General features: G+C 66.1%; 1 protein-coding gene. It reads left to right on the forward strand.

Going from position 1 to position 416, the window contains the following annotated elements:
• Positions 1-398: DUF4360 domain-containing protein (locus tag UK12_RS33245; RefSeq protein WP_045306941.1), on the forward strand; the 398-nt coding region annotated here is incomplete at its 5' end.
• Positions 399-416 lie beyond the last annotated feature (18 nt).

Here is a 416-nt window from a genome sequence, read left to right on the forward strand (position 1 = left end):
TCCGCAAGAACTGCCAGCTCAATCTGGATGTGCACGTCCCCCAGGGCTTCACCTACGCCATCGCCGCCGCCGACTACCGGGGCTTCGCCCACCTGGAACGGGGCGCGAGCGGCACCGAGAAGGCGAACTACTACTTCCAGGGATCGCCCCAGACCTCCTCGCTCAGCCACCAGTTCACCGGTTCGCTCGACGACGGCTGGCAGGCGACCGACACCGTCGACGTCGCCGCCCTCGTCTACGCGCCCTGCGGAGAGGAACGCAACTTCAACATCAACACCGAGCTGCGGGTGAGTGCCGGCACCTCGGACCCGTCCAGGACGACCAGCTTCATGACCATGGACTCCACCGACGGCAGCATCAACACCGTCTACCACCTCGCCTGGAAGCAGTGCCCTTGAGCGTACGAAGCGCCCGCC

It is taken from the genome of Saccharothrix sp. ST-888 (genome assembly GCF_000955975.1).
Taxonomy (GTDB): Bacteria; Actinomycetota; Actinomycetes; order Streptomycetales; family Streptomycetaceae; genus Kitasatospora.